At 74.7% G+C, this 22248-nt stretch carries 19 protein-coding genes; 10 read left to right on the plus strand and 9 right to left on the minus strand.

Features of this window, described 5'->3' with window-relative positions; all coding sequences use genetic code 11:
- Positions 1–2: 2 nt before the first annotated feature.
- Positions 3–797, minus strand: a complete 795-nt coding sequence (locus IF23_RS0102865) for a LysR family transcriptional regulator substrate-binding protein (protein ID WP_030279371.1) — start codon at positions 795–797, stop codon at positions 3–5.
- Between the two features lie 59 nt (positions 798–856).
- Between IF23_RS0102865 and IF23_RS0102870 the strand changes: the two genes are divergently transcribed.
- A complete protein-coding gene (locus IF23_RS0102870) occupies positions 857–1267 on the plus strand; it encodes a DUF5997 family protein (RefSeq protein WP_030279372.1) in 411 nt (136 codons plus the stop codon).
- 48 nt (positions 1268–1315) lie between these two features.
- Here the strand turns inward: IF23_RS0102870 and IF23_RS0102875 are convergent, their stop codons facing one another.
- The 5 genes from IF23_RS0102875 to IF23_RS0102895 are packed head-to-tail and all read right to left on the minus strand — an operon-like array spanning position 1316 to position 6610.
- Positions 1316–2476, minus strand: a complete 1161-nt coding sequence (locus IF23_RS0102875) for an MFS transporter (protein WP_030279373.1) — start codon at positions 2474–2476, stop codon at positions 1316–1318.
- A 4-nt stretch (positions 2477–2480) separates the two neighbouring features.
- Positions 2481–3050 carry a GNAT family N-acetyltransferase gene (locus IF23_RS0102880; RefSeq protein ID WP_051739132.1) on the minus strand — a complete coding sequence of 190 codons (570 nt, stop codon included), beginning with the start codon at positions 3048–3050 and terminating at the stop codon, positions 2481–2483.
- Positions 3040–4242 (minus strand): type III PLP-dependent enzyme domain-containing protein, encoded by a 1203-nt coding sequence (locus tag IF23_RS0102885; RefSeq protein ID WP_030279379.1) that lies wholly within the window; start codon positions 4240–4242, stop codon positions 3040–3042. The genes IF23_RS0102880 and IF23_RS0102885 overlap by 11 nt, the downstream gene beginning before the upstream one ends.
- Positions 4239–5567 carry a DUF6271 family protein gene (locus tag IF23_RS0102890; RefSeq protein ID WP_030279381.1) on the minus strand — a complete coding sequence of 443 codons (1329 nt, stop codon included), beginning with the start codon at positions 5565–5567 and terminating at the stop codon, positions 4239–4241. The genes IF23_RS0102885 and IF23_RS0102890 overlap by 4 nt, the downstream gene beginning before the upstream one ends.
- On the minus strand, positions 5549–6610 hold the full coding sequence (locus IF23_RS0102895) for a phytanoyl-CoA dioxygenase family protein (RefSeq protein ID WP_030279382.1): 1062 nt from the start codon (positions 6608–6610) through the stop codon (positions 5549–5551). The genes IF23_RS0102890 and IF23_RS0102895 overlap by 19 nt, the downstream gene beginning before the upstream one ends.
- Positions 6611–7278: 668 nt before the next feature.
- Between IF23_RS0102895 and IF23_RS0102900 the strand changes: the two genes are divergently transcribed.
- Positions 7279–8790: a glycoside hydrolase family 3 protein gene (locus IF23_RS0102900; protein WP_030279384.1), complete on the plus strand. Its 1512-nt coding sequence runs from the start codon at positions 7279–7281 to the stop codon at positions 8788–8790.
- A 126-nt stretch (positions 8791–8916) separates the two neighbouring features.
- Here IF23_RS0102900 and IF23_RS0102905 read toward each other — a convergent pair whose 3' ends face one another.
- The 3 genes from IF23_RS0102905 to IF23_RS0102915 are packed head-to-tail and all read right to left on the minus strand — an operon-like array spanning position 8917 to position 11908.
- Entirely contained in the window at positions 8917–9744 is an 828-nt protein-coding gene (locus IF23_RS0102905) for an ABC transporter ATP-binding protein (RefSeq protein ID WP_030279386.1), read from the minus strand.
- Entirely contained in the window at positions 9741–10826 is a 1086-nt protein-coding gene (locus tag IF23_RS0102910; RefSeq protein ID WP_037677145.1) for a FecCD family ABC transporter permease, read from the minus strand. The genes IF23_RS0102905 and IF23_RS0102910 overlap by 4 nt, the downstream gene beginning before the upstream one ends.
- Entirely contained in the window at positions 10823–11908 is a 1086-nt protein-coding gene (locus tag IF23_RS0102915) for a FecCD family ABC transporter permease (RefSeq protein WP_030279390.1), read from the minus strand. The genes IF23_RS0102910 and IF23_RS0102915 overlap by 4 nt, the downstream gene beginning before the upstream one ends.
- A 155-nt stretch (positions 11909–12063) precedes the next feature.
- Here IF23_RS0102915 and IF23_RS0102920 point away from each other — a divergent pair, with 155 nt between their 5' ends.
- From IF23_RS0102920 to IF23_RS0102955, 8 genes are all read left to right on the plus strand, one after another.
- Entirely contained in the window at positions 12064–13026 is a 963-nt protein-coding gene (locus tag IF23_RS0102920) for an ABC transporter substrate-binding protein (protein WP_030279392.1), read from the plus strand.
- Entirely contained in the window at positions 13023–13817 is a 795-nt protein-coding gene (locus IF23_RS0102925) for a 2,3-dihydro-2,3-dihydroxybenzoate dehydrogenase (RefSeq protein WP_030279394.1), read from the plus strand. The genes IF23_RS0102920 and IF23_RS0102925 overlap by 4 nt, the downstream gene beginning before the upstream one ends.
- A 71-nt stretch (positions 13818–13888) precedes the next feature.
- Positions 13889–15085, plus strand: coding sequence for an isochorismate synthase (locus IF23_RS0102930; RefSeq protein WP_030279396.1), 1197 nt, complete (start codon positions 13889–13891; stop codon positions 15083–15085).
- Positions 15082–16731, plus strand: coding sequence for a (2,3-dihydroxybenzoyl)adenylate synthase (locus IF23_RS0102935; protein ID WP_030279398.1), 1650 nt, complete (start codon positions 15082–15084; stop codon positions 16729–16731). Before IF23_RS0102930 ends, IF23_RS0102935 begins: the two co-directional genes overlap by 4 nt.
- A 14-nt stretch (positions 16732–16745) precedes the next feature.
- Positions 16746–17378 (plus strand): isochorismatase family protein, encoded by a 633-nt coding sequence (locus IF23_RS0102940; protein WP_030279400.1) that lies wholly within the window; start codon positions 16746–16748, stop codon positions 17376–17378.
- 2 nt (positions 17379–17380) lie between these two features.
- Complete coding sequence (locus tag IF23_RS0102945; protein WP_030279402.1) at positions 17381–17608, plus strand: phosphopantetheine-binding protein; 228 nt, start codon at positions 17381–17383, stop codon at positions 17606–17608.
- Positions 17605–21534 carry a non-ribosomal peptide synthetase gene (locus IF23_RS0102950; RefSeq protein WP_030279404.1) on the plus strand — a complete coding sequence of 1310 codons (3930 nt, stop codon included), beginning with the start codon at positions 17605–17607 and terminating at the stop codon, positions 21532–21534. Before IF23_RS0102945 ends, IF23_RS0102950 begins: the two co-directional genes overlap by 4 nt.
- The gene (locus tag IF23_RS0102955) at positions 21531–22244 is read left to right on the plus strand and encodes a 4'-phosphopantetheinyl transferase family protein (RefSeq protein ID WP_078653746.1); all 714 of its coding nucleotides are present in this window, start codon (positions 21531–21533) and stop codon (positions 22242–22244) included. Before IF23_RS0102950 ends, IF23_RS0102955 begins: the two co-directional genes overlap by 4 nt.
- The last annotated feature ends 4 nt before the right edge of the window (positions 22245–22248 follow it).

Raw genomic sequence — 22248 nt, forward strand, 5'->3', positions numbered from 1 at the left:
GGCTACGAGCGGCGGCGGGGCGCCCCGCGGCGGGTGCTCTTCGCGCCGCCGGAGCGGGCCGGACGGCCCTTGGCGGCGCCGCGGCCCCGGCCGGCGGTACCGGTCTTCTTCGCGGTGCCCTCCTGGCCCTTGCCGCCGTCCTTGCGGCGGCCGGTGGCCGGGCCGTCCTCGGTGGCGCGGGCGGTGGGGCGGCCGCGGGTGCTGTTGACGGTGCGGCCGCGGACGATGCCGATCATGTCCTCGACCAGGTCGGACGGCTCGTCCTTGGGCCAGGAGAGTCCGACGCGGGAGACCGGGGCGTCGGTCAGCGGCCGGTAGGTGAGGTCGCGGCGGTGGTGGAGGCGGGCCAGCGACTGCGGGACGGCGAGCAGCCCGATCCCGGCGGCGACCAGCTCGATCGCGTCCGCGGTGGTCGCCGGGCGGGTGAACGCCTCCTCGCCGGGGAGCGTCTCCCAGCCGAGGGTGTCGTCGAGGGGGTGCAGCACGGTCTCCTCGGCGAGATCGGCCGTGGTGACCTCGTCGGCGGCGGTGAGCAGATGGTCCTTGGGGACCACGACGACGGTCGTCTCGGTGTAGAGCGGGATGGCGTGCAGGTCGTCGCCGTCGACGGGCAGCCGGACGAAGCCCGCCTCCGCCTCACGGGCGCGCAGCGTCGCGTGCGCGTCGGCGGCGGGCACCGGTACGAGGGTGAGGGGGACGTCCGGCAGCCGTTCCTGCCAGATCCGCACCCATTTACCGGGGATCACGCCGGGGACGTACACGAGGCGGAACGACGGGGATACTTCCGAGCCTGTCACGCGGCAAGGGTATCCGGTCGTGGTCGGCGGCCGTCCCGGCGCTCGATACCCTTGACCTCATGAAGTCCCAGCAGACCACCCAGACCATGAAGCCCGCGACGGCGGCCAAGAAGCTGGGCGTGTACCTCGAGGCCACGCCCGCCGCATTCCAGGAGGGCGTCGTCTCCCGCGCGGAGCTGAACGCGCTGCAGGCCGAGCCGCCGCAGTGGCTGGCGGACCTGCGCCGCAACGGCCCGCACCCGCGTCCGGTGGTGGCGGCCAAGCTCGGCGTCTCCATCGCGGGCCTGGCCCGGGGCGGCGTCACCGAGGCGCTGACCACCGAGCAGATCGACGCGCTGAAGCAGGAGCAGCCGGAGTGGCTGGTGCGGGAGCGCGCCACCCAGGCGGAGGTGCGCAAGGAGGCCGTGCGCATCAAGGAGAAGCAGGTGGCGGACCGTGCGAAGAAGGAAGCGAAGGACGCGCAGTCCTGAGCCCCGCCGCGTCGCCGGGCTCCCCGCCCGGCGACGCGACCGCTGCGCTCAGGCCGGTCGCTGCCAGCGGATGCGGGTGGCGCACACCGCGACCACCAGCGCCGAGGCGGCGACGGCCGACATCCCCCAGACCAGTCCGGCGGCGCCCGCCAGGAAGCCGATGAGCGGCGGTCCGGCCAGCAGTCCGGTGGTGCCCATGGCGGCCACGAGGGTGAGGGCGTCCGAGCCCTGCCGGGCCGCGGCGACGTAGACGCACGGGGTGACCGCGGCGACGCCCAGGCCGACGCAGGCGAAGCCGAGCAGCGCCGGGAGGACGCCGCCGCTCAGCAGGGCGAGGGCGAGCCCGACGCCCGCGACGGTGGAGCCGACGCGGACGACCCGGCCGTCGCCGAAGCGGCTGCGCCAGCCGTCGGCGAAGAGCCGCGCCACCACCATCATTCCGGAGACGACGGCGATGCCCAGCGGGGCGATCTCCGCGGCGGCGTGCGTCACGTCCGTCATGTAGAGCGCGGACCAGTCGTTCATGGCGCCCTCGGTGATGGTGCCGAAGACCATCGCGCAGCACATCCACAGCGTCATCGCGGTCGGCAGCCGCCGACCGCCGCGTACCCGCTCCGCCTTCGGCTCCGCCGTGGGCGCCGCGTCCTCCCGCAGCAGCCGTGGCGCCGCGAACGCGACCAGGGCGAGCAGCAGGACGGCGGCGACGGTGAAGTGCGCGGCCACCGACGGGGTGAGCGCGTGGGTGGCGGAGGCCAGCAGCGCCGCGCAGAGGGAGCCGCCGCTGAAGACGGCGTGCAGCCGGGCCATGGCGGTGCGCTCGTGCGCGGCCTCCAGCGCCGCTCCCTGCGCGTTCATCGCGACGTTCAGACAGCCCACCAGGACGCCGTCCACACACATCACCGCCAGGGCCGCCGGGTAGTTCGGCGCGGCGGCCAGGGCGAGCAGCGCCGCCGCCAGGCCGAGGGCGGCCAGCGGTGCCAGGCGGTGTGAGCCCAGCCGCCGCATCAAGACCGCGACCAGCGGGAACGACACCGCGGCGCCCACTCCGGCGGCCATCAGCAGCAGCCCGACCTCGGCGGCGTTCAGCCCGAGGTCGTGCTTGAGCTGCGGCAGCCGCGCGGTCCAGGTGGCGTATTGGAAGCCGAGGCAGCAGAAGAGCGCGGCGATGGCGCACAGGGCGCGGCGGAACGGGTCGTCGAGTCGGAACACGCGATCAGCTCACTTCGTGGGGCGCGGCGGGGCGGTGGCGGGCGGGGCGCCGCACTCCGGGGTGGCCGGCGGGCGGGGGCAGGGGGCGGACCATGCAGACGGCGTCCGGCCCGTAGTCGGGGCCGGGGGCGGCGGCCCGGGGGTCGGTGGTGAAGCCGCGGGCCGCCCAGAAGGGGTGGCTGCCGCCGACCGCGATCAGGGAGATCTGCGTGTAGCCGCGGGCGGTGGCGGCGGCCGTGAGGCGGTGCAGCAGCAGACGGGCCAGACCGCGACCGCGCTGCGGCGGGGCGACGACCAGGTCGTGGAGGTGGAGGTTGCGGGAGGCGAAGGGGCGTTGTTCGGCGCGGGTGAGGTGCGGGTGGGTGTGGGGCGGGTAGGGCAGGGCCAGCAGATAGCCGTCGAGCCGGTCGCCGCGGACGGCGACGAAGCAGGTCGCCGGGGAGGCGTCGGCGCGGGAGCGGAGCGCGGCGCGGTCCTCGGAGAGGCCGAGCGGGGTGTAGGTGGCCGCCTCCAGGGCGGTCAGGGCGTCCCAGTCGCCGTCGGCGAGATGCCGTATCCGCAGGTCAGGACTCATCTGCCGGATGCCTTTCGGGGGCGGCGCCGTCGGTGACGCAGTGGTACGGGAGCGGGGCGAAGCCGTTGAACTCGCGGGTCATGTAGCTGAGCGCGTAGGCGCCGCTGGAGAGGATCCAGACGGGGTCGCCGGAGGCGGCGTCCGCGGGGACGGGTACGAGGTGGTCGGGCGAGAAGGCGTCGTCGCTGTCGCAGGTGGGCCCGGCGACGACGGCGGGCACGGTGGGGCCGTCCGGTCGGGTGGGGAAGACCAGGCGGTACTGGACGGCGTCCATCTCGTAGAGCCCGTTGAACTTGCCGCAGCTGAGGTAGAGCCAGTGGCGGGGGGTGCCGTCGGGGGCGCGGCGGGTGGCGAGGCGGCTGACGTGGGCGCGGATGGCGCCGTGGTCGGCGACGAGGTGGCGGCCCGGTTCAATGCGGAAGTCCAGCGGGTGTCCCGCCTCGTCGGCCAGCCGCCGCATGCCCTCGCGGAGCACCGCGAAGATCTTGTCGAGCGGGGGGTCGAGGTCGTGGCCGTGCCGGTCGCGGTAGCCGAGGGCGGGCAGTCCGCCGCCGAGGTTGAGGTGGTCGAGGGTGATGCCGCGCCCGCGCAGGGCGGCGAGGACGTCGCCGAGCCGGTCGAGCGCGGTGTGCCAGGCGTCGGCGGTCATCTGCTGCGAGCCGACGTGGACGGAGAGTCCGGCGGGGGTCAGTCCGGCGTCCCTGGCGGTCTCCAGGATGCGTACGGCGTCCTCGGCGGAGCAGCCGTTCTTGCCGGTCAGGCCCCACAGGGCGCCGTCGCCGTCGGTGGTCAGACGGCAGAAGACGCGGGCGCCGGGGGCGTGTGCGGCGAGGGCGGCGACGTCCTCGGTGCTGTCGGTGGCGTAGTCGGTGATGCCCAGCCGGTGGGCGTCGGCGATGTCCCGGTCGGACTTGACGGTGTTGCCGTAGTGGATGCGGGTGGGCGGTACCCCGGCGGCGAGGGCCTGGGCGATCTCGCGGGGTCCGGCCGCGTCGACACCGGCACCGCGCCGGGCGAGGTGGGCCAGGACCTCGTCGGCGGGGCACGCCTTCATGGCGAACCGGACGTGGACGCCGGGGAGTTCGCGCCGGAGTGTGTCGTAGCGCTCCGCGATGCCGGTGAGGTCGAGGAGGAGGCGGTCGTCGTCGGCGGCGGCGAGGGCGGTGCGCAGCCGGGCGCCGGGGCCGGTCATCGGCGTCCCCGGTCGGGGTGGCTGCCGCCGGGGGGCGGGCCGGTGGCCGCGCTCGCCGCCACGAGGCCCGGCCATGCCTCGGTGAGCAGGGCGAAGTCCTCCATGTCGCGGCGGGCTTCGTCGAGCAGGCGGGCGCGGTGGGTGGCGAGGTGGTCGGCGAAGTCCGCGTACCGGCCGCCGAGGCGGCGGTAGGAGCGGTCGAGGACGGTGAGGCGCCGCAGGTTCTCCGCCGGGTCGAGGTGGGCGCTCTCCCGGGTGAAGAGGGCGATGTCCTCGGTGCGTACCCGGTCGTCCGCGTCGAGGAGGGCGGGTCCGGCGTGGGCCATCCGGTCGTAGACGTGGTGGAGGTATTGCATGGAGAGGAGGAATTTCACGAACCGCAGCTGATACGCCAGGAATCCGGCGTCGGTGCGGCGTTCCCCGGTGTAGTAGTTGACGATATGGCGGTTGTGCAGCACACCGGGGAGGGTGGCGCTGCGGGCGAGATGGAAGAGGAAATAGTCGCTGCCGATGGTGTCGGTGGCCGGGGGCAGCGGCACGTCTTCCTGAATGCGGTGGAATCCGATGTTGCACATGTCGACATGCATGGGGTCGACGAGGGCGAGTGTCGAGCGGTCGCCGGTGAACGGGTCGGTTCCGGCGCCGAGAAAGGAGACGTCCGCCAATTCCCTTTTCTCGTCCGCGGACCAGTTCTCGGGGGCCCACAGTCCGACGATGTCCCGGTAGATTTCGGGGTCGGTGGCGCGTATCTCGCCGATGTCGACGGAGAGTTCGCCGACGAAGGAGGCACCGGCCATGACGACGGCTTTACCGGCGTGGTGGTCGTCCAGGGAATTCTCGGTGACGGCGGCGGCCACGTCGCGGGCGGGTCTGCCGAGGGCGAGCAGTTCGTGGTGGATCGGGTACACCGGTTCGCCGTGGTGGAGCTGGTAGCGGCTGTCGGAGTCGCGCCGGTGGACGGAGCGGCAGCCGAGGGCGGCGGCGAGGAGGAAGGCGCGGTTGGTGCAGGCGCCGTAGGAGAGCCGGTCCGGGAGCATCAGGTCGAGCATCAGCTCGGGTTTGGGCAGCTCGGCGCGGTCGATGACGCGGCGCAGGAAGGCGCGTTGGGCGGCTTCGTCGAGGTGGTGGACGGTGATGTGTTCCCCGGCGGCGGCGTGTGCCGCGCGGGCGTGGCGGGCGCGGTCCGGGGCGTCGGCGGAGTCGAGGATCAGCAGATCGACCTCGACGCCGAAGTGTGCGGCGGCGTAGGCCGCCTCCTCGCCGAGGGCGGTGAGGGTGGCGGTGCATTCCCGGTTGGTGGGAAGGGTCAGACAGATGCGGTCCATGCCCCGTCTCCGGTCGGCTGTGCGGTGGGATTTCCGTTCCAGGATTCGAGGCCCAGCAGTGCGGCGCCGAGCGGATTGAGCGTGGCCCGGCCGTAGCGGAGCGATTCATGGCGTACGGCGTCGCCGAGCAGCGTCGCATTCCATTCCGGGGTCCGCAGATGGCGCCAGGAATCGATACGGGAGCGGCGCAACTCCTCGTGGGATTCGAGGGCGGGCATCATCGAGAGGTACTGCACGGCGCGGACGCCGTCGGCGGAGGTGTTGGGGGCGACGCCGTGGGCGAGTGCGCCGTTCCAGATCAGCAGGTCCCCGGCGTGCAATTCGGGGCGGACGACGGGAATTTCGGCCCGGTCGATCTGCGGCCGGATCGGGTCGCGGCCCGGTGGCTGGAGGGCTTTCCAGCGGTCGAAGTCGCGGAAGAGTTCCGGGGCGCACTGGAATCCGCCGGAGGCGGGGTCGGTGTCGTTGAGGGCGATGATTCCCTGGACCCGCTGGGGCAGGACGCCGAGGGAGGTGTCGATGTCCCAGTGGAGTCTGATGTCGAAGCCGCGGTCGGTGCCGGGGATCAGCGCGCGGTCGCGGTTTTTGACGTTGGGCGGGTTGAGGTTGAGGCGGTCCAGCGTCACCCACAGTTCCTCGGCGTCCCAGACGTCGACGAACGCGTCGTAGACCCGCTGCGTCTGGCGGCTGTCCCAGAGCAGTTGGTGGTGGTACGCCTCGACGAAGCCGTAGATGTGCAGTTCGCGGTCGAGGTCCGAGCGGTAGGGGCGGTCCTCGTACCAGGTGTCGGGCCGGGTGGGGTCGAGGCCCTGGAACTCCCAGGCGAAGTCGAGGAGGCGGGTCGCCGACGCGGCGGGGATCGCTTCCTCGACGACGACGTAGCCGTAGGTCTGCCAGTGGGCGAAGTCCGCGTCGGACAGCACCCGTAGCGGGCGGGTCTTGGTGAGGTCGCGCAGCGGGGTGCGGGCGAGGTAGGTGTCGGCGTCCTCGCTGAAGTACGGGACGTCGCTGGCTGCGCGGTACAGGTGGCCGGGGGCCGGCATGTGTGCACTCCAAAGCTCGAAGGTCCGGTGGCCGGGGCCGTTTCCCGGGGTCGCCGCGGCGTGCCCGGTGGGGCGGGCGGCGAGCGCGGGAGGTCCCGGACGGGCGCGTCGGTGGCGGTGGGGGGCCGCGCGGGGCGCGGCGGCACGGACGGCCGTCGGTCGGGAGGGATGCGCGTGCGGGAGGAGTCGGTGCGGGGTGGTGAGGGATTGCGGTGGTCGGTTCCGAAGGGGGCGCCGCCCGTCGCCGGAGGACGGTGGGGTCGCCGAAGGCGTTGCCGGTGCGGGGCGCCGCGCGGCGCTCCGAGCCGGGAGGAGGGCGGGCCTCCCGGGCAGCGGCGGCGGTGTGCCGCACTGCCCGGGGCGAGTCACACCCGCCCCTTGCTTCACTCGCGTCCCACCAAACTGGACTAGACCACGGCAGCATGTCAACACTTGCCCGGTATTCGACGTGGCGTCAACGAAGGGCGAGTGAACGGCAGTTGAGACCTCGCCCCGAAGGGGCGCCGGGTCCCGCCGGGATGCGGGGGCGGATGCGGGGCGGCAAGGCGGTAGCCACCGGATACGGCAGCGGGCATCCTTGACATCGGCAATTGGTACAGGCCAATATCCATTGGCCTGTACCAATGAACACCGTGGCGAAGTGTCGGCACTACCCGGAAGGCCGGTCGATGTCCTCCAACCTGCACAGCAAGGAGCTGCGGCGGCTCGCCCTCTCCGTCCTCCAGCCCGGGTTCACCGGCACCGTGGCGCCCCCGTGGATCCTGCGCGCCATCGGCGAGGGGCTCTCCTCCGTGGTGCTGTTCACCCGGAACATCAGCAGCGCGGAACAGGTGGCGCAGCTCGCGGCGCAACTACGCGCGGAGAATCCCGAGTTGATCATCGCCATCGACGAGGAGGCCGGAGACGTCACCCGCCTGGAGGCGGCGACCGGCGCCACCCGGCCGGGCAACTTCGCGCTCGGCGCCGTCGACGACACCGAGCTGACCGAGGCCGTCGCCCGGGACCTGGGCCGTCAGCTGCACGCCGCCGGGGTGAGCCTGGACTACGCGCCCAGCGTCGACGTCAACTCCAACCCGGACAACCCGATCATCGGCGTCCGGTCGTTCGGCGTGGACGCCAAGGTGGTCTCCCGGCACGCCTCCTCCTGGGTGCGCGGGCTCCAGTCCGCCGGGGTCGCCGCGTGCGCCAAGCACTTCCCCGGCCACGGCGACGTCGCCATCGACTCCCACCACGGGCTGCCCAGCTACGACGCCACCGCCGAGGAGATCGCGGCGCAGGCGCTGCCGCCGTTCCGCGCCGCCCTGGACGCGGGCGTCCGCGCGATCATGAGCGCCCACCTCCTGGTCCCCGCCTACGACCCCGAGGTGCCCGCCACCCTCAGCCGCCGCATCCTCGTCGACCTGCTCCGCGGCGAGCTGGGCTTCGACGGGCTGATCGTCACCGACGCCATCGAGATGGGCGCGGTCACCGGGCTCTACGGGATCGACGGCGCCGCGGTACGGGCCGTCGCCGCGGGCGCCGACGCGCTCTGCGTGGGCGGCGAGAACGCCGGGGAGGACACCGCGGAGTTGCTGGTCGGCGCGTTGGTCGCGGCCGCCTCCTCGGGCAAGCTGCCGGAGGAGCGGCTGGCCGAGGCGGCCGACCGGGTCGGCGAGTTCGCCCGCTGGTCGGCCGGGCTGCGCCGCTCGGTGCCCGCCGACCCGGTCAGCCGCGACATCGGCTACGTCGCCGCGCGGCGCGCCCTGCGGATCAGCGGCGCGGGCGACGGGGTGCTGCCGCTGGCCGCACCGGCGCACGTGGTCGAACTGGTGCCGTCCACCAACCTCGCGATCGGCAACGAGACGCCCTGGGGCGTCGGCGCGCCGCTGCGCGAGCGGCTGCCCGGCACCACCTCCGTACGGATCCCCCGGCAGGAGCTGACCGACCGTCCGGGCGTGCTGGAGGAGCGGGCGCTGGCCCCGGCCACCGGACGCCCGCTGGTCGTGGTGGTGCGGGACGCCGCCCGGCACGGCTGGATGGCCGAGGCGCTCGCCACGCTGGTCGCGGCGCGGCCGGACGCGGTCGTGGTGGAGATGGGGCTGCCCGGGCCGTCGGTGCCCGGGGCGGTCCGGCTCTTCACGCACGGGGCGACGGCCGCCTCCGGCGTCGCCGCGGCGGAGGTCCTGGCCGGTCCCCGCTGACCCGGTGTCCGGCCCGAACGCGGCCGGACCCGGACCCGAACCGCGGGACGCGACCTGGCCGGGCGCGCTCCGGCGGGGTGCGGGGCGGCGGGTCGCCTGCCGCCCCGCACCGCACGGCGCGCCCCCTCAGCCGACCGGGGCGGACGCCGGGCGCGGCGCCCGCGCGCGGGGGACGACGACCGGCGCCCCGTCGCCCGGGGCCCGCAGGATGTCGGCGTCCAGCCCGTAGACCTCCTTGACCAGCGCCGCGTCGACGACCTCGTCCGGGGCGCCCTGGGCGACGACGCGGCCGTCCTTCATGGCGACGACGGTGTCGGCGTAGCGGGCGGCGGCGGCCAGGTCGTGCAGGACCATCACGACGGTGCGACCGGCCGCGGCCACCTCGCGGACCAGGGTGAGGACCTCGACGGCGTGTCCGAGGTCGAGGGCGCTGGTGGGCTCGTCGAGCAGGACGACCGGGGTGTGCTGGGCGAGGACCATCGCCAGCCAGCAGCGCTGCCGCTGGCCGCCGGAGAGCCGGTCGAGGCGTTCGGCGGCGAGTTCCGTGGTGCCGGTGGCGTCCAGCGCCTCCCGGACGGCCGTCTCGTCCTCCCGTGACCACTGACGCAGCAGCCCCTGGTGGGGGTGGCGGCCGTAGCGGACGAGTCCGGCGACGGTGACCGCCTCGGGGGCGCGGGGCGACTGCGGGAGCAGGGCGACGCGGTGGGCGGCGCGGCGGCGGCCGAGGGCCCAGATGTCGGCGCCGTCGGCGTGCACGGTGCCGGAGTCCGGGGTGTGCAGCCGGGCGGCGGCGCGCAACAGCGTGGACTTGCCGCAGCCGTTGGGGCCCACGATCGCGGCGACCCGCCCGGCGGGCACGGTGAGCGAGACGTCCCGGACGACGGGGCGGCCGGGGTAGCCCGCGTGCAGTTCGCGTATCTCCAAACCGGGGGTGGGGGTCGGCTGATCGGTCATGACCGGTCCTTTCGGGCGGGGCGGTCCGCGCGGAAGAGGACCCAGAGCAGGAAGGGGCCGCCGAGCACGCTGGTGACGACGCCGACGGGCAGTTCGACGGGGGCGATGACGCGGCCGAGCGCGTCGGCGGCCACCACGAGGGCGGCGCCGGTCAGCGCCGAGCAGACCACCGGGACGCGGGTGGGTCCGGCCATCCGCTGGGCGAGGACGGGTGCGGCGAGGCCGACGAAGGCGATGGGCCCGCCGACGCCGACCGCGACCCCGGCCAGCGCCACGGCGAGCGCCAGGGCGGCGGCCCGTACCCGGCGCAGTTCGACGCCGAGGGCGGCGGCCATGTCGTCGTCGAAGCGGAGGAGTTGCAGCCGGTGCCCGGAGGCGAGGGCGAGCGGGACGAGGACGGCGAGGGCGATCAGCAGCGGGGTCCCGGCGCTCCAGTCCCGGCCGCTGAGGCTGCCGACGGCCCAGAGGAAGACGCCGCCCGCGGTGTTGTCGTTCTCCCGGGACATCAGCAGGTCGCTGACGGCGCCGATGGTGGTGGAGACGCCGATGCCGACGACGAGTACGCGGTATCCGGCGGTGCCCGCGCCGCCCGCGCAGAGCACGACGAGCGCCGCGGCGGCGACGGCGCCGACCGGGCCCAGCCACCAGTCGCCGACCATGCCGGTGGCCGATCCGGCCGCGGCGGCGACGACCGCGGCGGTGGCGCCCTCGTTGACGCCGATCAGGTCGGGGGTGGCGAGGCGGTTCCCGGCGAGGGTCTGGGTGAGGCAGCCGGAGATGCCGAGCGCGGCGCCGACCATGAGGCCCACCAGGACGCGCGGCAGCCGGAAGTCCCGGACGACCATGACCGTCCCGGCGTCGCCGGTGCCCAGCAGTCCGCCGAGCGTCTGCGACAGGCTCATCCCCGTCGAACTCGCCGTCACGGAGAGCGCGACGAGCACGGCGAGCAGCGGGACGAGGAGCGCCGCGGCCAGCGCGCCGCGGCGCGGGAAGAGCCAGGAGAGGGTGCCGGTGCGCAGGACGGTGGTGTCCGGCAGCTCGATCCCGGGGCGCGGGGTCCGGGTGGGGTGCGGGGCGCTCATGCGGACGCCCCGGCGGTGGAGAGGCGGGCGGAGCGGGCGATCCAGACGAGCAGCGGTCCGCCGACGAAGGCGAGCAGCACGCTGACCGGCGTCTCCCAGGGGCGGATGATCACGCGGGCCAGGATGTCGGCGAGCAGCATCACGGCGGCGGCGACCAGCGCGGAGAGGGCGAGTTGGGCGGTGAGGCGGGGCCCGGCGACGGCACGGGCGACGTACGGCGCGAGCAGCCCGAGGAAGGCGATCGGTCCGGCGACGGCGACCGCGCAGCCGACGAGGAGGGAGACGGCGGCGGCCACCGCGAGGCGGATACGGCCCGGGTGGTGGCCGAGCGAGCGGGCGCTGTCGTCGCCGAGGCCGAGCGCCGACAGCGGGCGGGCGCAGCCGAACGCGACGAGCAGCCCGACGGCCGCCGGGGCGGTCAGCGGCAGCAGATCGGCGGTCTCGACCCCGGCGAGCGAGCCGATCGTCCAGTAGCGGTAGGTGTCGAACGTCGACTGGGTGCCGAGCAGGACGTACGAGGTCAGGCCGTGGAAGGTGGCGCCGATGGCAGTGCCGGTGAGGACCAGGCGCAGCGGGGATCCGGCGGTGCGGCCGGACGCGGCGAGCAGCAGGACCACGGCACTGGCGGCCAGCCCCCCGGCGAGGGCCCAGCCCATCAGGGCGGTGGGCGAGGTGGCGCCGAAGAAGGTGAGGCCGAGGACGACGGCGAAGGCGGCGCCGGAGTTGACGCCGAGCAGTCCGGTTTCGGCCAGTGGGTTGCGCGTCGCGGCCTGGAGGAGGCAGCCGGAGACGCCGAGGCAGACGCCGACGAAGAGGGCGGCGAGGGTCCGCGGCAGCCGTACGTCCAGCACCGCCAGGCGCAGTTGGGCGTCGGCGCGGGCGGCCGGGTCGCCGGTGAGGAAGTGCCAGGCGTCGGCGGCGGAGCTGTGGCCGGTGCCGATGACCAGGGAGAACACGACCAGGACCGGCAGGACGACGGTCAGCGCGAGCGCGGCCCGGCGGAGGGGGCGGTGGCCCGGCGTGAGGGGGTCGCCGGGGCGGTTCCCGGTGCCCTCGGGCCGCCCCTCTTGCACAATCAACATGAGGTTAGCCTAACCTAAATCGATCGCTCCGGGTTTTCTGCGGAGCGCTCCGCAGCCTGCCCGAAAGCGGACGAACTCGGCGTACCCGTACGCCGCCTACCGCTCGGACACGTACCTTTTCCGCCACCGACACACCCCAACGGAGAACCCAGGCCATGGCGTCCACCCCCGCCCTCAGACCCTTCCGCACCACCGCCGCCGTCGCGACGCTCGCCGCCTGCGCGCTCACGCTGACCGCCTGCGGCTCCTCGGACACGGCGTCCGGCGCCAAGGACACCAGCAAGGTGACCGATGCGACCGGCACCGCCGTCGACGTGCCCGCGAAGCCGCAGCGCGTGGTGGCGCTCAGCGAGATGGATCTGGACTCCGCGCTCACCCTCGGCGTCGAGCCGGTCGGCCTCACCGCGGGCCGCGGCCAGAAGGGCGCCCCCGCCTACCTCGCCGACAAGGCCAAGGGGATACCCGTCGTCGGCGCCGTGACCGGGCCCGACATCGAGAAGGTCGTCCAGGCGAAGCCGGACGTCATCCTCGCCGGTCAACTCGCCGACAAGCAGGTGCTCAAGCAGCTGCGCACCATCGCCCCGACCGTCGTGACCATCGGCGCCGACAAGAGCTGGCGCAAGTCCCTGGAGCTGACCGGCAAGGCCCTGGGCCGGACCAACCAGGCGGAGAAGTTCCTCGACGACTACGACGGCAGGGCCGCCGCCCTCAAGAAGGACCTCGGCAAACGCGCCGGTGCCTCCGTCTCCGTCGCCCGCTACTCCGCCAAGGGCACCGCCGTCATGCAGCAGGGCGTCTTCATCGGCGACGTCCTGAACGACCTCGGCTTCAAGCGGCCGGGCATCCAGGCGCAGCCGGGCAAGGGCCACTCCACGCCGCTCAGCGAGGAGAACCTCAAGGAGATCGACGCCGACTGGCTGTTCATCGGCACCCTCGACCCGGGCAGCTCGGAGTCCTCGCTGCTCAAGGAGTTGACCGGGAAGCCCGCCTACCGCCAGCTGAACGCGGTCCGCGACCACCACGCCACCGTCATCGACGGCTCCAAGTGGACCAGCCTGGGCGGTCCGCAGGCCGCCGTCTCCGTCCTCGACGACATCCGCAAGGCGATGGTGAAGTGACCACCGCACCCGAACTCGACGGCCGCCTCGCCCTCGTGACGGGCGCCGGGCGCGGCATCGGCGCCGCCGTCGCGGTGGCCCTCGCCGCCCGCGGCGCCCGGGTCGTCGCCACCGACCTGACCCCCGGCGAACTCCCCGCGGAGGCCCGGCCGTACGCGGACCGGATCACCGCCCGCGCGCTGGACGTCACCGACGCCGCCGCCGTGGACGCGCTCGTCGCGGAGGTCGAGGAGACCGTCGGCCCGCTCGACATCGCCGTCAACGTCGCGGGCGTGCTGCGCGGCGCGCCGGTCACCGAGCTGTCCGACGCGGACTGGGCGGCGACGTTCGCCGTCAACACCGACGGTGTGATGCACGTCTCCCGGGCCGCCGCCCGCCGGATGACCGTCCGCGGTCGCGGCAGCATCGTCACCGTCGCCTCCAACGCGGCGGGCATCCCGCGCGCCGGGATGGCCGCGTACGCCGCCTCCAAGGCCGCCGCGGTGATGTTCACCAAGTGCCTGGGCCTTGAGGTCGCCGCGCACGGTGTGCGCTGCAACACCGTCTCCCCCGGCTCGACCCTCACCGACATGCAGCGCGCCATGTGGACCGCGTCCGGCCAGGACGAGGAGACCGCCGCCCGCCACATCGTCGAGGGCGACCTCGCCGCGCACCGCACCGGCATCCCCCTCGGCCGGATCGCCGACCCGTCCGACATCGCCGAGGCCGTCGCCTTCCTGGTGTCCGACCGCGCCCGCCACATCACGCTGCACGACCTGTACGTCGACGGCGGCGCCACGCTCCGCGCCTGACCGGCCGGGCCGGGGCCGCCGCCCCGGCCCGCGCCCGCGCCCCCCCCGCTCCCCCCTTCCTGGAGACCGCCATGCCCGCTTCCCTGAGCGAACCCCGCACCGCGCCCGTGGTCACCCCGGGCGAGGCCACCGCCCTGCTCGACGCCTACCGCGCCGGAACGGACCGCTTCCTCGGCACCCCCCGCCACACCCTGCTGGGGCGCGGCACCCTCGCCGACGTCCCGCACGATTCCAGACCCGTGTATCTGCGGGTCCGCGAGACGCTGCGGGAGCGGCGTGCCGCGGGCACCCCGGCGCCGGTCGTGGTCGGCGCGCTGCCGTTCGCCCCGGACGGCCCGGCCGCGCTGGCCGTGCCCGCCTCGGTGGCCTGGGCGCCGCCGCTGCGCAAGGACCCGCTCGTCGCCCTGCCCGCACCCGACGCGGAACGCGCCGCCGACTGGGAGATACGGGAGGTGCCCGCGCCCGCCGAGTTCGGTGCGGCCGTCGCCGCCGCCGTGGCGCGGATGCGGGCCGGGGAGTTCGACAAGGTCGTCCTGGCCCGCACCCTGGAGCTGACGTCCCGTCATGACCTGGATCTGCCGTCGATGGTGCAGCGGCTGGCCCGCCGCGATCCGTCCGGCTACACCTTCGCCGTCCCCAGCGGCCCCGGCCGCACCCTCGTCGGCGCCAGCCCCGAACTCCTCGTCTCCCGCACCGGCGGCCGGTTGACCGCCAACCCGCTGGCCGGGTCCGCGCCCCGCAGCGCCGACCTCGCCGAGGACGTCCGGCGCGCCGCAGCCCTGCTGGAATCCCCCAAGGACCTGCACGAACACGCCGTCGTGGTGGACGCGGTCCGCGCCGCGCTGGCGCCCTTCTGCACCCGTCTGGAGGTCCCCGAGCGGCCCACCCTGGTGCGCACCGCGGCGATGTGGCACCTGTCGACGGCCGTCACCGGCGAGCTCGCCGACCCCGAGGTGTGCGCGCTGGAGCTGGCGTCCGCGCTCCACCCCACACCGGCGGTCTGCGGCACCCCGACCCCGCTGGCGCGCGAGGTGATCGCCGCGTCCGAACCGTTCGACCGGGGTCCGTACACCGGCATGGTCGGCTGGCAGAACGCGGACGGCGACGGCGAGTGGGTCGTCACCATCCGCTGCGCCGAGGCCGAGGGCCGGGGGCTGCGGCTCTTCGCGGGCGCCGGGGTCGTCGCCGACTCCTCGCCGGAGGCGGAGACCGCCGAGACCGGCGCGAAGTTCCGTACCTTCCTGAGCGCCGTCGGAGCCGCCCTGTGAGCACGCCGTCCGCCACCACCCCGGGCCTCGACGCGCCCACCTGGCCCGAGGAGTTCGCGGCCCGCTACCGCGCGGCCGGCTACTGGCGCGGGGAGACCTTCGGCGCCGTGCTCCGCGAGCGCGCCGCCGCCCACCCCGACCGCACCGCGCTGATCGACCCGGCGCCGGAGCGCCGCACCTGGACCTACCGCGAGCTGGACGAGGCCGCCGACCGGATGGCCGCCGGGTTCGCCGCCCGCGGCATCGCCAAGGGCGACCGGGTCGTCGTCCAGCTCCCGAACGTCGGGGAGTTCCTCGTCGTCGTCTTCGCGCTGTTCCGCATCGGCGCGCTCCCCGTCTACGCGCTCCCGGCGCACCGCGACACCGAGATCGGCTACTTCTGCGCCTTCGCGGAGGCGGTCGCGTACGTCATCCCCGACCGGCACGCGGGCTACGACCACCGGGCGCTCGCCTCGCGGGTCAAGGAGCAGACGCCGGGGCTGCGGCACGTCTTCGTCGCCGGGGAGCCGGGCGAGCACACCGCGCTCGCCGAGGTGCCGTGTGACGTGGCCGGTCCGCTCGACGGGCCCGAGCCGCACGAGCTGGCCTTCCTCCAGCTCTCCGGCGGCACCACCGGCGTCCCCAAGCTCATCCCCCGCACCCACGACGACTACGGCTACTCGCTGTGGGGCTCCAACGAGATCTGCGGTGTGGACGAGCACACCCGCTTCCTCGTCGCGCTGCCCGCGGCGCACAACTTCCCGATGTCGTCGCCCGGTTGGCTGGGCGTGCTGTACGCGGGCGGCACCGTGGTGCTCTGCCCGCGGCCCGATCCGGCGACCGCGTTCCCGCTCATCGCCCAGGAGCGCATCACGATGACGGGTCTGGTGCCGCCGCTGGCACTGGTGTGGACCGAGGCGGGCCCGGATGCGGCGCACGATCTGTCCAGCCTGGAGCTGCTGCTGGTCGGCGGCGCGAAGTTCTCGGTGGCCGCGGCGCGGCGCCTGGAGCCCGCGCTCGGCTGCCGTCTGATGCAGGTCTTCGGCATGGCCGAGGGGCTGGTCAACTACACCCGGCTGGACGACGACCCGGAGACCGTCGTCACCACCCAGGGCCTGCCGATCTCCCCCGACGACGAGATCCGGGTGGTGGACGACGCCGACGAGGACGTCCCCGACGGCGAGTTCGGCCATCTGCTGACCCGCGGCCCGTACACCATCCGCGGCTACTGGCGCGCCCCGCAGCACAACGCGCGGGCCTTCACCGCGGACGGTTTCTACCGCACCGGCGACATCGTGCGCCGCACCCCGACCGGGCACCTCGTCGTCGAGGGCCGGGCGAAGGACCAGATCAACCGGGGTGGCGAGAAGGTCGCGCCGGAGGAGATCGAGAACATCGTCCTGGGCCACCCGGCCGTCCACGACGTCTCCGTCGTCGCCGTCGCCGACGCCTATCTCGGCGAGCGGACGCTGGCGTACGTGATCCTGCGCGCGGGCGCCGAGCCGCTGAAGCCGGTCGCGATCAAGCGGCACGTCCGGCAGGCGGGCGTCGCCGACTACAAGGTCCCCGATCTCGTGGAGTTCGTGGACGCCTTCCCGCAGACCGGGGTCGGCAAGGTCAGCAAGAACGGCCTGCGCTCCGCCGCCGCCCCCACCGAGCAGCACTGAAAGGCCCCGCCACCATGGCACTTCCCGCCATCGCCCGCTATCCGCTCCCGACCCCCGAGGAGCTGCCCGAGAACCGGGTCGCCTGGACCGTCGACCCGGCGCGCGCCGTGGTCCTCGTCCACGATCTCCAGGAGCACTTCCTCGGCGCGTACCCGGCCGGTGAGCAGCCGCTGACCGGGATGCTCGACAACACCGCGCGGTTGCTGACCGCCTTCCGGGAGCGCGGGGTGCCCGTCGTCTACTCGGCCCAGCGCGGTGGGCAGACGCCCGAGGAGCGCGGTCTCCAGTTGGACTTCTGGGGCCCGGGCGTCGCCGACGACCCGGCGAAGCTCGCCGTCCCCGACCAGGTCGCGCCGGAGGCGGACGACACCGTCCTGACCAAGTGGAAGTACAGCGCCTTCGTCCGCACCGACCTGGAGCGGCGGATGCGTGAGGCCGGACGCGACCAGTTGGTGATCGTCGGGGTCTACGCGCACATCGGCGTGCTGATGACGGCGTGCGACGCGTGGATGCGCGACATCCGGGCGTTCGTCGTCGCCGACGCCGTCGCGGACTTCTCCCGCGCCGACCACGACCTGGCCCTGAAGTGGGCCGCCGGCCGCTGCGCGGTCGTGACCTGCACCGACGCCGTCCTTGAGGAGATCTGAGCATGGCACTCACCCTGGAGACGCTCCGCGCCGACATCGCCGACGCCCTCGGCGAGGACCCGGCGGACATCCCCGTCGACGAGAACCTTCTCGACTACGGTCTCGACTCGGTCCGCATCATGGCGCTGCTGGAGCGCTGGCGCCGCGACCACGGCATCGACGCGAGCTTCGCCGACCTCGCCGAAGCCCCCGCCGTCGAGGCGTGGGCCCCGCTGCTGGGGGTCGGATGACCACCGCCCCGACCGAAGCCGCCCCCGCCTCCCCCGAGGACGGCCCGGGGGCCGGACTGCCGCTGACCGCCGCCCAGTCGGGCATGTGGTACGCGCAGGCCCTCGACCCGCTGAGCCCGGCGCAGAACACCGCGGAGTGCCTGGAGATCGCCGGGCCGCTCGACCCGGAGGTGTTCGCCGCCGCGCTGCGCCACGTCACCGCCGAGACCGACGCGCTGCGCGTCCGGGTCTCCGACACCCCGGACGGGCCGCGCCAGCATCTGCTGACGGAGGTCGCGCCGCCGCTCTCCGTGCATGATCTGCGCGGGGCGGCCGACCCGGACGCCGACGCCGAGGCGTGGATGCGCGCCGATCTGGCCGAGCCGTGCGATCTGGCCGCCGGACCGCCGTTCCGGCACGCCCTCTTCCGCACCGGTGACGAGCGGTGGCTGTGGTACCAGCGCATCCACCATCTCGTCATGGACGGCTACGGGTACTCGCTGCTGGTACGCCGTACCGCCGAGGTGTACTCCGCGCTGGCCCGCGGCGAGGAGCCGGGTCCGCGCGCCTTCGGGTCGCTCGCCGCGCTCGTCGCCCAGGACGAGGAGTACCGCGCGTCGGAGGCGTACGCCGCCGACGCCGACCACTGGCGGACCGCGTTCGCCGACCGCCCGGAGGCGCCGCGGCTCGCCGGGCGCGGTGCGCTCCCCTCACGCACCTTCCTGCGCACCACCGCGCACCTCTCCCCCGAGGCGACCGAACGGCTGCGGGAGCTGGCCACCACGCTCCGGGCGACCTGGCCGGACGTGCTGATCGCCGCGCAGGCGCTCTACACCTCGCGCGCCTGCGACCGTGCCGATGTGGTCCTGGGCCTGCCGATGATGGGCCGGCTGGGCTCGGTGGCGCTGCGGGTGCCGGGGATGGTGATGAACGTGCTGCCGCTGCGGCTCTCCGTCACCCCCGGGGCGACCTTCGCGCAGCTGGTGCGGCAGGTGGTCCTCGGCATCCGCGAGGCCCGCCGCCACCAGCGCTACCGCTACGAGGACATCCGCCGCGACCTGGGCCTCCTCGGCGAGGCGCGCGGTCTGGTGGGGCCGCTGGTCAACGTCATGCCGTTCGACTACGGCGCCGAGTTCGCGGGCGCCCCGGCGCGCGCCCGGAACCTCTCCGCCGGTCCGGTCGACGATCTGACCGTCAACATCTACGACCGCGCCGACGGACGTGGTCTGCGCATCGACCACGACGGCAACCCGGCGCTGTACGACGGTGCGGCGCTCGCCCGCCATCAGGAACGGTTCCTGACCCTTCTGGAGCGGCTCGCCACCACCGACCCGCAGCAGCCGCTCGCCGGTCACACCATCGCCACTCCCGACGAACACGCCCTGGTGATCGACGAGTTCAACGACACCACGCACGAGGTGCCGCCGACCACGCTGATCGGTCCGATCGAGTCGCGGGCGGCCCGCACCCCGGACGCCACCGCGCTGGTCTTCGGTACCACCGCGCTGACGTACCGGCAGCTCAACGCCCGCGCCAACCGGCTCGCCCGGCACCTCCAGGAGCGCGGCGCCGGGCCCGGGAAACTGGTCGCGGTCTCGGTGCCGCGCTCGGTGGAGCTGGTGGTCGCGCTGCTCGCGGTCCTCAAGTCGGGCGCCGCGTATCTGCCGCTCGACCCGGACTACCCGGCGCAGCGGCTGACGTACATGCTCCGGGACGCGGCGCCGGTCTGCGCGCTCACCGACCACGCCGGGCGGCTGCCGTCCGACGCCGGGACGCCGCTGATCGCCCTGGACACCCTCGATGTGTCCGGATATCTGCCGGTCAACCCGGCGCGGGCGCTCACCCCGTCGCATCCGGCGTACGTCATCTACACCTCGGGCTCCACCGGCCGTCCCAAGGGCGTGGTGGTGTCCCATCGGGCGATCGACAACCGTTTGCGGTGGATGCAGCACGCCTACCCGCTGGACGGGCGGGACCGGGTGCTCCAGAAGACACCGTCGTCGTTCGACGTCTCCGTCTGGGAGTTCTTCTGGCCGCTGCGGGAGGGCGCGGCGCTGGTCGTCGCGGAGCCCGGGGTGCACAAGGACCCGGTGCGGCTGGCCCGGCTGATCACCGAACGGTCGGTCACCACCTGCCACTTCGTCCCGTCGATGCTCCAGGTGTTCCTGGCGTCCCCGCGGGCGGCGGGCTGCGGCGCGCTGCGGCAGGTCTTCGCCAGCGGCGAGGCGCTGCCCCGCGAGACGGCGACCCTCTTCGCCCGTACGCTGCCGGGCGCCGCGCTGCACAACCTCTACGGTCCGACGGAGGCTGCCGTCGACGTCTCGTACCACGCGTGTGCGGCGGACGGCGACGGTCCGGTGCCGATCGGGCGGCCGGTGTGGAACACCCGGCTGTACGTCCTGGACGCGGCGCGCCAGCCGTGCCCGCCCGGCGTTCCGGGGGAACTCTTCCTGGCCGGGCGGCAGTTGGCGGACGGCTATCTGAACCGTCCGGAGCTGACCGCGGAGCGCTTCGTCGACGACCCGTTCGGGGCGCCCGGCGACCGGATGTACCGCACCGGCGATCTGGCGCGCTGGACGGCGGAGGGTGAGGTCGAATACCTCGGCCGCACCGACCACCAGGTCAAACTCCGCGGTCAGCGCATCGAACTGGGCGAGATCGAGGCGGCGCTCACCGCCCGGACCGGGGTGGACGGCGCCTGTGCGCTGGTCCGCGAGGACGGCGCCGGTGAGCAGCGGCTGATCGGCTATGTGACCGGCACCGCGGACCCGGCGGCCGTCCGGGCGGAGCTGACCTCGGCGCTGCCCGAGCACATGGTCCCGGCGGCAGTCGTCGTGCTCGACGCGTTCCCGCTGACCCCGAACGGCAAGCTGGACCGGGCGGCGCTGCCCGCGCCGGTGTTCGGCGGCAGCGGCGCGGCCCGCCGCCCGGCGAACGCCCGGGAGGCGACGGTGACCCGGCTCTTCGCCGAGGTCCTGGGGGTGGCGGACGCCGGTCCCGACGACGCCTTCTTCGACCTCGGCGGCACCTCGCTGCTCGCGGTGCGGCTGGTGACGCGGATCCGCGAGGAGTGCGGCACGGAGCTGACCATCGGCTCGCTCTTCGAGGCGCCGACCCCGGCGGCCCTCGCCGCCCGGCTGGCGACGGCGGCACCGGCGGCGGGGGACGCGCTCGACGTCGTCCTGCCGCTGCGCACCGTGGGCGACCGGCCGCCGCTGTTCGCCTTCCACCCGGCGGGCGGGCTGTCCTGGTGCTACGCGGGACTGTCCGCGCGGCTCGGCCCGGACCAGCCGCTCTACGGCATCCAGGCGCGCGGGCTGCTCGACGACGGGCCGCTCCCGCCGGACCTGGAGACCCAGGCCGCCGGGTACGTCCGCCAACTGCGGGAGGTGCGGCCGCACGGTCCGTACCGGCTGCTGGGCTGGTCGGTCGGTGGGATCCTGGCGCACACCGTGGCGGTGCTGCTCCAGGAGGCGGGCGAGGAGGTCGAGCTGCTGGCGCTGCTCGACGCGTTCCCGGCCGAGCAGTGGCGGGAGCGGCCCGCGCCGGAGGAGGGCGACGCGCTCACCGCGGTGCTGCGGATGGCCGGTTTCGACCGGACGGACGAGCGGGACCGCGAGGACGTGCTGACGACGCTCCGCAAGGCGGGCAGTCCGCTGGCCGGGCTGAGCGATCACACCCTGTCGCGGATCGTCGACATCGTGCCGCACCACGCCCGGATGATGCGCGCCCACCGCCACCGCCGGTTCGAGGGTGACGTCCTGTTCTTCACCGCGGCGGCGCCGCGCCCGGAGGACTGGCTGACCCGCGAGGCCTGGCGCCCGCATGTCTCCGGCCGGATCGTCAACCACGATCTGGACTGCACCCACCCGCAGCTGATGCGGGAGACGCAGCTGGACGCCATCGCCGCCGTGCTCGCCCCGCGGCTGACGGGCCCCGCCGGATGACGCCCACGGGCCCCGCGCCGCACCTCGCACCGGCGGGCGGCCCCGGCCCCCGCGCCGCGGAGTTGGCGCGGGGCCCGTGGCTGCGCCTCGTCACGGCGGAGGCGCAGGGCGAGGACGGCGTGGCGCTGCTGGACGCGCGGGAGCGGCAGCGGGCGGCGGCGCTGCGCCGCCCGGCCGACCGTGCGCTGTACATCGCCGTCCACGCGGAGCTGCGCCGGGTGCTGGGCGGGTTGCTGGACACGGCGCCGGACGCGGTGGAGCTGGTGCGGCTGGCGTGCCCGGGGTGCGGCGGCCCGCACGGGCGTCCGGCGGTGGCGGGCGGGGCGGTGCACTTCTCGCTCGCCCACGGCGACGGTCTGGCGTTGCTGGGGCTGGCCGCCGACCCGATCGGCGTCGATGTGGAACGCGTCCCCGGCGCCCGGTTGGCGGCGGACGCGTCCGCCGCGCTGCACCCGGCCGAACGGGCGGCGTTGGCGCACCTGCCGGCGGACGCCCGTCCGGCCGCCTTCGCCCGCTGCTGGACCCGTAAGGAGGCGTACCTCAAGGCGACCGGCGAGGGCCTGTCCGGCGCCGCGCTGCACGGCCGTCACCTGGGCTGCGGCCCCCGCCCGGAGCCGGTCCCCGGCTGGACGCTCATCGACGTACCGGTCCCCGGCGGCTGGGCGGCGGCCTGCGCGGTCCGGGGCCGGGGCGCGGCCCCGCCTCCTTAGACTC

Origin of the sequence: Streptomyces catenulae (genome assembly GCF_000718015.1) — a bacterium.
Taxonomy (GTDB): domain Bacteria; phylum Actinomycetota; class Actinomycetes; order Streptomycetales; family Streptomycetaceae; genus Streptomyces; species Streptomyces catenulae.

Coding starts and splice junctions, on each gene's coding strand:
- IF23_RS0102870 (WP_030279372.1), top strand. CDS start 857: ATGAAGTCCCAGCAGACCACCCAGACCATGAAGCCCGCGACGGCGGCC.
- IF23_RS0102880 (WP_051739132.1), bottom strand. CDS start 3,050: ATGAGTCCTGACCTGCGGATACGGCATCTCGCCGACGGCGACTGGGAC.
- IF23_RS0102885 (WP_030279379.1), bottom strand. CDS start 4,242: ATGACCGGCCCCGGCGCCCGGCTGCGCACCGCCCTCGCCGCCGCCGAC.
- IF23_RS0102890 (WP_030279381.1), bottom strand. CDS start 5,567: ATGGACCGCATCTGTCTGACCCTTCCCACCAACCGGGAATGCACCGCC.
- IF23_RS0102895 (WP_030279382.1), bottom strand. CDS start 6,610: ATGCCGGCCCCCGGCCACCTGTACCGCGCAGCCAGCGACGTCCCGTAC.
- IF23_RS0102900 (WP_030279384.1), top strand. CDS start 7,279: ATGTCCTCCAACCTGCACAGCAAGGAGCTGCGGCGGCTCGCCCTCTCC.
- IF23_RS0102905 (WP_030279386.1), bottom strand. CDS start 9,744: ATGACCGATCAGCCGACCCCCACCCCCGGTTTGGAGATACGCGAACTG.
- IF23_RS0102910 (WP_037677145.1), bottom strand. CDS start 10,826: ATGAGCGCCCCGCACCCCACCCGGACCCCGCGCCCCGGGATCGAGCTG.
- IF23_RS0102915 (WP_030279390.1), bottom strand. CDS start 11,908: ATGTTGATTGTGCAAGAGGGGCGGCCCGAGGGCACCGGGAACCGCCCC.
- IF23_RS0102920 (WP_030279392.1), top strand. CDS start 12,064: ATGGCGTCCACCCCCGCCCTCAGACCCTTCCGCACCACCGCCGCCGTC.
- IF23_RS0102930 (WP_030279396.1), top strand. CDS start 13,889: ATGCCCGCTTCCCTGAGCGAACCCCGCACCGCGCCCGTGGTCACCCCG.
- IF23_RS0102940 (WP_030279400.1), top strand. CDS start 16,746: ATGGCACTTCCCGCCATCGCCCGCTATCCGCTCCCGACCCCCGAGGAG.
- IF23_RS0102945 (WP_030279402.1), top strand. CDS start 17,381: ATGGCACTCACCCTGGAGACGCTCCGCGCCGACATCGCCGACGCCCTC.
- IF23_RS0102950 (WP_030279404.1), top strand. CDS start 17,605: ATGACCACCGCCCCGACCGAAGCCGCCCCCGCCTCCCCCGAGGACGGC.
- IF23_RS0102955 (WP_078653746.1), top strand. CDS start 21,531: ATGACGCCCACGGGCCCCGCGCCGCACCTCGCACCGGCGGGCGGCCCC.